The organism is Alkalibacterium iburiense (assembly GCF_039521845.1).
GTDB lineage: Bacteria > Bacillota > Bacilli > Lactobacillales > Carnobacteriaceae_A > Alkalibacterium > Alkalibacterium iburiense.
In genome coordinates this window covers 25,629-34,126 of the sequence record NZ_BAAACW010000056.1, presented here as the reverse complement: position 1 = coordinate 34,126, position 8,498 = coordinate 25,629, and the positions used below count along the sequence as shown (strand labels likewise).

Annotated in this window: 8 protein-coding genes; 1 reads left to right on the top strand and 7 read right to left on the bottom strand. The window is 39.0% G+C overall.

What is annotated here, in order from left to right; translation table 11 throughout:
- Nucleotides 1-241: 241 nt before the first annotated feature.
- The 3 genes from ABDZ53_RS04845 to xylA form a co-directional block, all read right to left on the bottom strand.
- The gene (locus ABDZ53_RS04845) at nucleotides 242-523 is read right to left on the bottom strand and encodes a hypothetical protein (RefSeq protein ID WP_343754462.1); all 282 of its coding nucleotides are present in this window, start codon (nucleotides 521-523) and stop codon (nucleotides 242-244) included.
- A 75-nt stretch (nucleotides 524-598) separates the two neighbouring features.
- Nucleotides 599-1,561, bottom strand: coding sequence for an extracellular solute-binding protein (locus tag ABDZ53_RS04840; protein ID WP_343754461.1), 963 nt, complete (start codon nucleotides 1,559-1,561; stop codon nucleotides 599-601).
- Nucleotides 1,562-1,735: 174 nt separating this feature from the next.
- Entirely contained in the window at nucleotides 1,736-3,064 is a 1,329-nt protein-coding gene (gene xylA / locus ABDZ53_RS04835) for a xylose isomerase (RefSeq protein WP_343754460.1), read from the bottom strand.
- Nucleotides 3,065-3,259: 195 nt separating this feature from the next.
- Between xylA and ABDZ53_RS04830 the strand changes: the two genes are divergently transcribed.
- A complete protein-coding gene (locus tag ABDZ53_RS04830; protein ID WP_343754459.1) occupies nucleotides 3,260-3,469 on the top strand; it encodes a hypothetical protein in 210 nt (69 codons plus the stop codon).
- Between the two features lie 46 nt (nucleotides 3,470-3,515).
- Here ABDZ53_RS04830 and ABDZ53_RS04825 read toward each other — a convergent pair whose 3' ends face one another.
- The 4 genes from ABDZ53_RS04825 to ABDZ53_RS04810 are packed head-to-tail and all read right to left on the bottom strand — an operon-like array spanning nucleotide 3,516 to nucleotide 8,490.
- Nucleotides 3,516-5,399, bottom strand: coding sequence for a sialate O-acetylesterase (locus ABDZ53_RS04825; protein ID WP_343754458.1), 1,884 nt, complete (start codon nucleotides 5,397-5,399; stop codon nucleotides 3,516-3,518).
- Between the two features lie 36 nt (nucleotides 5,400-5,435).
- Nucleotides 5,436-6,317, bottom strand: a complete 882-nt coding sequence (locus ABDZ53_RS04820; protein WP_343754457.1) for a DUF975 family protein — start codon at nucleotides 6,315-6,317, stop codon at nucleotides 5,436-5,438.
- Between the two features lie 29 nt (nucleotides 6,318-6,346).
- A complete protein-coding gene (locus ABDZ53_RS04815) occupies nucleotides 6,347-7,342 on the bottom strand; it encodes an endo-1,4-beta-xylanase (protein WP_343754455.1) in 996 nt (331 codons plus the stop codon).
- Nucleotides 7,343-7,359: 17 nt separating this feature from the next.
- Nucleotides 7,360-8,490: a family 8 glycosyl hydrolase gene (locus ABDZ53_RS04810; protein ID WP_343754454.1), complete on the bottom strand. Its 1,131-nt coding sequence runs from the start codon at nucleotides 8,488-8,490 to the stop codon at nucleotides 7,360-7,362.
- Nucleotides 8,491-8,498: the final 8 nt, after the last annotated feature.

Genomic DNA, 8,498 nt, shown 5'->3' with positions numbered 1-8,498 from the left:
TCTTTAGTCGGCTTTAATTTTACTTTGAGCACTTTAACACAGGACTTTGTCTGTTCTTTTTTCACTCGCTTCACCTCTCTCCTGCAAACGAACGTACGTTCTTTTATTTAATTTTATTATATCACTCCGTCAACGGAAAGGCTAGAGAAATGTATACTTAATTTTAAAAGAAAAAGAAGACAAACCAAGCAGGCACTTATCTCAATGTACGCTCTCATCCCACGATTAAAACCGTGGGCTTTCACGCTTGATAGTTCTGTAAGCTTTCTTCTGCGCCAGCATTGAAGCGCTCAAATCTGATTCCGTCAACTGGCTTATAGCCCCCAACATATTCATCTGTATATTCGAAAGTTTCCCCTTCAATACCCCAGTGAGCGAATTCTGTTCCTTCGTCACTATAGTATAACCAGTCAATAAATTGTAGAACCGCTAGGAAATCGTCTCTTTCAGCTAAACTAGCGTTAAGAATCATTCCACTATTGGTATTCGATCCACGTACAACTTTTCCTGCAGGACCTTCCATAACTGGTAGTCTTTCAAATTCGTATACACCTTCACCGTATTGCTCATCTAGACTATCGCTAATATCCGTAAGTATTCAAACATTACCAGATGTTACAAGGGCATCTGTGCTAACTAACAAGGATCTGGTCATGTCATCGTCTTGAGTCAACGCTTCAATGTTTAATAACCCATCAGCTGTTAGCTCTGAGAAGTAAGTAACCATGTCTTTGAATCCCTCTTGTTGAGCCGTCAAAACATATTCACCTGCATCTTGATCATATACGACACCGTTCATGTAACCCCAGCCCCAACCGCCAGAACCGAATGATGCTGCTCCGACGTTTAGTAAAGCATTCCCTTGCCACCAAAGAGTCATTGGAGCTGTCCCTCTTTCGTCTCTTAGTATTTCAAGAGCTGATCTTAACTCGTCCCAAGATTGAGGTTCTTCAATCCCGTGTTCGTCAAAGACAGTTTTATTATGCATTAAACCAAATTCAAATAGAACGTTTTCATTCAAACCTGGTAAGACATAATATTTTCCGTCTTGCTGGCGTAAATTCTCCATCTGCTCAGCCACGCCATCCCACTCTTCTAAGCGTTGGCTTAAGTGAGGCATGTACTCGATATAATCAGAAATCGGAAGTAGTTGTCCAGATGGAACATATGGAATTTCATGTCCAGCCCACATATCACCTATATAGTCTGGCATGTCTCCAGCACCCATTGTAACCGATATACGGTCATCCCAGTCAGATAGTGGCACACTTGTGATGTCAAATGTTACATTATGATTTTCTTCTAAATGCTGGAAGAATAGCCAATCTTCATCTAAAGGATAAGCAGGTAAATCTCTATATACGATTTCGAGATTTAAAGGCTCTTCAGCTACGAAAGTGTCTCCAACACTAAAGTTTTCCATTGCATTTTCTGAGTTAATTTCAACTTCTGTGTTTTCTTCCCCTTCTGCTCCAGCTCCATCTGAGCCACCTGTATCGTTAGTGTTTCCATTGCCACAAGCAGCAAGTAATAATGCAGCACTTAGTGACAATCCTGTCATTATGTATTTCTTAAGTAAGTTTGTTCATTTGACCCTCCGTATAAATGTAATTTGTAAGCGTTTTGTGATTACGCTTACATTGTTGTCATGAATTACATGCGTATAATGTTAGGTTTAAAAGAAAGGATACTTTGTAGCGTATCCTTTCCTCCAAACTAACGGGTGATTCTTTTTTTATCCTTCAGCGATTGTTGTAACAATATACTGATTCAGTAATCCTTTGATCACTTCTAGATTTCCAGATTCATTATCAATCTTCTCTAAACCTAGAGCATAATCTTGAAGTTGCTTGAAGTCTGTATTGCCTTCAACGATATCTTTTCCGATACCATCATTGAATGAACTATAACGGTTATCAAGAATAGAATCTAGTACTTTTTCGTCGATAAGACGCTGAGCAACTTTAGCTCCTAAAGCGAAGCTGTCCATTCCTACGATATGAGCTTTGAACAGGTCTTCAGGCTTGAATGATGTACGACGAACTTTAGAGTCAAAGTTCAATCCACCGCGGCCTAACCCACCATTTTTCAAGATCTCAAACATAGCTAATGTTGTAGCATATAAATCTGATGGGAATTCGTCTGTATCCCAACCAAGTAATGGGTGACCTTGGTTCGCGTCCACTGACCCTAACATGCCATTGATTCGAGCATAGTGTAATTCGTGTTCAAATGTATGACCTGCAAGAGTTGCGTGGTTCGCTTCGATGTTAAATTTAAAAACATCGTCTAATCCATATTTTTGTAAGAATGCAAAGCCGTGAGCTACATCAAAGTCATATTGGTGTGAAGTAGGCTCTTTTGGTTTTGGTTCAATTAAGAATTGGGCATCGAAACCAATCTCGTTTGCATAGTCTTTAGCCATATGGAAGAAACGAGCTAAGTTATCTAACTCTAGTCCCATATTTGTATTAAGTAAGCTTTCGTAACCTTCACGTCCACCCCAGAACACATAGTTTTCAGAACCTAAACGTTTACCGACTTCTAAAGCTTTTTTAACTTTAGCGGCTGCATAAGCAAACACGTCAGCATTGTTTGAAGTTGCTGCTCCATGTACAAACATAGGGTTTGAGAAATTATTTACTGTGTTCCAAAGCAATTTAGTTTTGCTATCTTTCATGTAGTCTTCAATCATGTCTACGATAATATCTTGGTTTTCAAATGTTTCTTTTAAGTTGCTTCCTTCTGGAGCAATATCAACATCGTGGAACGCAAAGTAAGGAACACCTAATTTTTCAAAGAATTCAAATGCTGCTTCAACACGTGCTTTCGCTTTATCCATTGGGTCCGTAAATTTATCCCAAGGACGTTGGGCTGTTCCAGCTCCAAATGGATCTCCTAATTCTTCTGCAAAAGTATGCCAGTATGCTACGGCAAAGCGAAGCGACTCCTCCATTGTTTGTCCGTTGATTTTTTCTTCTGGATTGTAAAACTTAAAAGCTAGTGGATCTTTTGATTTAGCTCCTTCAAACTTAATCTTGCTAATGTTATCAAAATATGCCATCTATACTTCTCCTTTCGATTCTAATATTTGTTAGTTGGTTTAACTCACAAACTAACTATACATGAAACTGGAAGCGGTGTCAATCTTTTTTCTAATAAATTATTTTATTTCTCATTTTTTCATTCTCCAAGCTTTTTAAAAGAAACTAGAACCTTCCTATGTTATACTGAATTCAGATAGGAAAGGAGCGATTGTATGCAAAACCAACCACATTCAGGAGGCAATCCTTCCCTCCCAGCAGACGCTGAACTAGCAAAAAAAGCACGGGATGACAAGGCTGAAGGCGAAGTTGAAAAGTCTGAAGAAGAAAAAGAGCAAGATACCATCCCTGAAGATAGAGAGTCTTTTAATATCGATAAAGTCGATGACTTGGAAGAGTCTAAAAAAGGCGAAAAAGAAGATTAAAAAAGAAGCTCATTCTCATCTTATGTGGGAATGAGCTTCTCTTTATTTATATTAATTTTGAAAATGGCAAAAGAGGTAATTGCGTCAAGCTGTCATAAACGTATCCTCTTGGATCATTCCTCCAAGCGTAACGTACAGCTTTCATGTCTTCCCACTCTTCAAAATAAAGGCTTATGGATTGACTGTTTAATTGGAAATCAGATACTTCCACCCATTCATCCTGGACCTTTACTTCAAATTCGGGTTTTACATCCGTAGAAGCTAATTCCCCTCCTACTCCATTAAGGTACAGATTTACTGTATGAGAGTCTTTTTGAATCTCTATACTATCCAGCTCGACATTTTGATACGGCTTTCCTAAACGGTATTCATTATATAATGAAATACGTGATAGTCTTTTTCCTAATGTTTTCTTATCATGAGGATGGAGCTCATAGGATATACCACTATCATAAGCAGGAACCATTTGGGATTTTGGAATCTTGAAGCGAGCTTTATTTTGTTCGTCCCGTAAATGAGCCCAGTTCAGTTCATCTCTCCCTACAGCTGGGTCGATATAATTGGCTAACTGCACATAATAGAAAGGCAAGTCGTCACTCAATACCCTTCTCCAATCCTCGACCATCAAACTCATGAGGTCACTATATCCCTCCGGATTTCCGCTGTTTGATTCCCCTTGATAGAAAAGAATCCCTCTTAAAGACATGTCCTTTAACGGGTGTATCATGCCTTTATATAAGACTGCGGGTTTGTAGTGTAAAAAGAGCATAGGTTCGATGACATCTTTTTGATACCCAATTTTATAACTCCACTCTCCTTCTAGAGAAATAGAGAAATCCTTACTTTCTAATTGATAAGGAAAAGTCGGAATGAAGCCGCCATTAGCTGCATCAATGGATAGACCGATAACTAACGTATTAGTCCCTACTTTTAACTGTTCTTTATTAATAGGATATTTTCTAGGTGGGTAACGGTAGCCGGTTTCTCCTACTTTCACCCCATTCAAATACGTTTCATCTCCATTGATTAATGAGCCTAAACGCAAGCGATACGCTTCTGAGGACAGGTCCTCTTCTGTACAGTCAAACGTTTTTCTAAACCACACAGCACCTGAGAATTCAGCTAAATCAGTATCCTTAAACATGACAGGAATCGTGATGGGTTTCCAGTCTTTGGGTTCATACTCTTCTTCAAACCATTTGGGCTCTTCTAAATACCCTTTGTCATTAGACTGTAGATCCTCATACCAGGTTTGATTCCTCGCCGCATCTTTTTCAATTTCTTTTTTAACATTAGCTGAATTTTTCCAATAATCGAGTTCATTGTCATAGCCATTTAACTCACGTAATGTTGCTTCGTTCATCCAGGCCTCAATTGGCGTTCCGCCGACTGCTGTATGAATAATTCCAATCGGAACATTCAACTGCTCATAAAGCTCTTTTGCGTAAAAGAACCCGAGAGAAGAAAAGTTTTGGATGTTTTCTTGGACGGCCGCTTTCCATTCTCCTTGTTCTAACCAATTCTTTGGTTGGTCAAAGGTTGGATCCATCTCAATATGAAACTGTCTAATTTCAGGAAAATGCGCTGAATCTATTTCTTCTTTAAATTCATCGTACGTTCGATTGATAGGTAGTTCCATATTGGATTGCCCGCCTATTAACCAGACTTCTCCAACTAATATATCTTCAATTTGTTTGGTGGACGTCCCTTCTACATGAAGTTGGAACGGTCCTCCAGCCTGTTTCTCCGGAAAGGTCACAGACCATTTCCCGCTTTCGTCAGTAATAGTTTCTATTGTTTTGTTATCAAAGGTCACCTTGACTAGGGTAGATACTTTATCTTTCCCTGAAAATACAATCGGTTTTTGTTGCTGAATAATCATGCCATGACTGATGTAATGAGGTAAAAACAGTGTCTCTTCTTTTGTCATCTTCTATCCTTCTTTTCGTCAATAAGTTTATTTAGTTTAAAAGCGAGGAGTAACAGGTCTATCTCTTCTATCTAGACCTTGCTTTTTCAGCAACTCCTGTTCAAATTCATCATAGGGACTTTCGTCATTCGGTTTATTCATTTCTTCGTAGAAGACTTGTTTTGAAGTCATTTTGTACGGTTCTACATAGAGAGCAAATAATAATAAGACAACACCTACGATAAAGAGTATGGCCAAAACCACCCCTAATATCAGCTCTGTTCCTTCAGCTCCCATTTCAAGACCCACTTGAATTTCATATGTGTTGGTCCAGATAAAGAAGACAAACAATCCAATAGGCACGATGTACCACGGAGCAAAAGTTAATTGTAGTAACACATACTTTAAGATATTGCCTTTCATTTGTTCTTCAGATTGTTTCAAGGCTTCCATCGGACTAAGAGACTTATCTTTTTTCAGGTTATTAGCCGCTTGACTGTATAAGTACGCTTTCCAAATACCTGGAATAATCAATAATAACGACCAAGCTAATACAATGAGCGCTCTTACGACGATTAAGGAAAATAATTTTGTGCGATTGTCTTTAAAGAACCCCTGAAAGACATCTTTTAATTCAACATTTTCTTTGTCTTCCACTAAATCTAAACCAAACCAGCGATAGCTCATATGGAGCATATCTCCCAGTAGAAAAAGAAGAATAAGCAACACAGGTAATAAAAGATAACTGGCTCTAAAGCCTGTGAATCCTGTAAAGGCGATTTCAATAATAGAAAAGACCGTCTCGAAACCAAAGACCGTAATATATATTTGAGCAACAGTCGTCCATATGACAAGGGCTAATACGAAGCCCACTGTGGCCAGCAGTCTTTTTCCTCTCAGTTTTGCTTTAGCTATTTCCTTTAGTATTCCTATTGTCATCTTACTCTTCCTTCCTCCGGTAAATAAGTCTATTTAAATGCTGTAATACGGTTAAAGCTTTCTTTCGGCTGATTGTTTTCATCAAACAACATCGGCCAGTTCTTTCTGCCTCTGACTGGGAAATCATTTAACCAGTTGTAGCGATCGCTTGCTGCCCACAGTGTGACTGAATCAATGTGCTCACTGTACTCTCTAAACAGTTTAAAGAAAGCATCGTAGCGTTCTGCCTGCTTCTCTAACATCTCTGAAGTCGGTTCAGTTAAATCGGTGCGTCTATCGTCATAATTGAACACTGATACATCCATTTCTGTTACTTGTAATGTTAAACCAAGCGAGGCATATTTTTCAATAGCTGCTCGAATATTATCGAGTGACGGATCTTCCAGTCCCCAGTGAGCTTGGAGTCCTACACCGTCAATTGGCGTGCCTTTATCAACGAGTTGCTTGATTAATGTATAATATTTATCTCTTTTTTCTGGATGAGACTCATTGTAATCATTAATGAACAAGCCCATTTCTGGACTGGCTTCTCTGGCAAATTGAAAGGCTTTTTCGATAAAATCTTCTCCAACAACCTCAAGCCACTGAGATTGACGTAAGATGTCTGTCCCTTTATCTTCGATGACTTCATTAACAACATCCCATGCATAAAATCCGTCTGTATACCGTTCTAAAACAGTATCGATATGCGTTTTCATTCTTTCTAAAGCAAGTTCTCTGCTGGCTGTTTTATCTCCATCTTTAAAGAACCAGTCAGGTGTCTGGTTATGCCACAAGAGCGTATGTCCACGCATAGCCATTCCATTTTCCTTGGCAAATTGGACGATCTGGTCAGCTCCTTCAAAAGTAAAGCGCCCTTCTTCCGGTTGTAATTCTTCAGGCTTCATAAGATTCTCTGCCGTTAAACTGTTAAATTGTGTGCGAATTAATTCCCCGTCGTTTTTCAATGTATCCGGGTTGACAGCTACTCCTATTTTAAAGTAGTCTTTATAAGCTTCTTTTAAAGTGATTAGTTTGTTTGTCATGGTGTATTCTCTCCTTTTTAGTCTTCCCAATTCATTTTATAATTGCCACTCAATGCTAAAACAGCAAAGAAGTACAGGCAGTTATCATAATAGCGTCTATTTCCTTCACGTGGTGCCGTTTCAAAAAATTGTTTGACCACTTGCTCAGTCAATTCCTGATTATCTAAGGCCAACGTCCCCATTGCATTGGTTGCTAACAAGCCAATTGGATGGAGAGATTTCTCTCCCGTATCTGTTCCGTCAATTTTATACTTTTTATACTCTTCTACAGGAATATCTTTAAAGAAGGTTAAAAGGTTTTCTGCGATTTGAGCATACTCTTCTCTTTGGCCAAACCATTCAGAATCTAGACCAATATTGGCGATTGTTCGGTAAGCATCACTATAAAAATCTCCGTGTCCATTAAAATCATTCGGAGTACCATCATAATTTGCATACTCTGGGTTCATGCCTGTTTCTGTATGACAGGCTTTGACTAAAAAGTCCCGACTGGCTTGGGTGGCTTTTTCCCAGAAGGATCTATCTTCTTCATTAGCCCATACAGCAAACCATTCATAAAAATGGGGCAAATGATACGAAGGATCTGAAAAATCAAGTTCTGGCACAAATTTGATTAAATAATTAGTAGGATCCCACATGGGATGACCCTCTAGTCCCTCTTCACCTTTGTTGATACAGAGATGCAGAAGGTCTTTCGCTTGTTCACTGTAGTTGAAGGGTTTTTCTGTTTTGTCTCCCCATCTTTTAGACGCGAGGAAGAGAGCCATCGCAAAGAACTCTTCTCCATCTGGCGCGGGTCCTGCTCCTATTTTCTCTCCATCTAAGGTGCCGTTCCAAGAGAAGTAGCCTTTATGCGGACCTTCATAAATACGCATATGTGTATCTGTCCACTTCCAAATACGGTCAAATAAATCTTGACGATTCATTTGGACAGCCATCATCATACCGTAAGATTGTCCTTCTGTTCGAATGTCAGTGTTTCCAGTATCCACCATGTAACCCATATCGTCACCCGCATTGAAGTAAAACTTCGTAGCGGGATTGACGAATATAGCGTCCCAAGTTTCTTTTAGTTTCTTCGATATCTCTTCATCGGAATAACTGACTTCTTTGAATACATTTCTTAATTGTCTTTTGTTTTCTATCATTCTTTGCT

What these genes read in the sequence shown, in the direction of transcription:
- ABDZ53_RS04845 (WP_343754462.1), bottom strand. Translation starts at nt 523, where the DNA reads ATGGAAGGTCCTGCAGGAAAAGTTGTACGTGGATCGAATACCAATAGT.
- ABDZ53_RS04840 (WP_343754461.1), bottom strand. Translation starts at nt 1,561, where the DNA reads ATGACAGGATTGTCACTAAGTGCTGCATTATTACTTGCTGCTTGTGGC.
- xylA (WP_343754460.1), bottom strand. Translation starts at nt 3,064, where the DNA reads ATGGCATATTTTGATAACATTAGCAAGATTAAGTTTGAAGGAGCTAAA.
- ABDZ53_RS04830 (WP_343754459.1), top strand. Translation starts at nt 3,260, where the DNA reads ATGCAAAACCAACCACATTCAGGAGGCAATCCTTCCCTCCCAGCAGAC.
- ABDZ53_RS04825 (WP_343754458.1), bottom strand. Translation starts at nt 5,399, where the DNA reads ATGACAAAAGAAGAGACACTGTTTTTACCTCATTACATCAGTCATGGC.
- ABDZ53_RS04820 (WP_343754457.1), bottom strand. Translation starts at nt 6,317, where the DNA reads ATGACAATAGGAATACTAAAGGAAATAGCTAAAGCAAAACTGAGAGGA.
- ABDZ53_RS04815 (WP_343754455.1), bottom strand. Translation starts at nt 7,342, where the DNA reads ATGACAAACAAACTAATCACTTTAAAAGAAGCTTATAAAGACTACTTT.
- ABDZ53_RS04810 (WP_343754454.1), bottom strand. Translation starts at nt 8,490, where the DNA reads ATGATAGAAAACAAAAGACAATTAAGAAATGTATTCAAAGAAGTCAGT.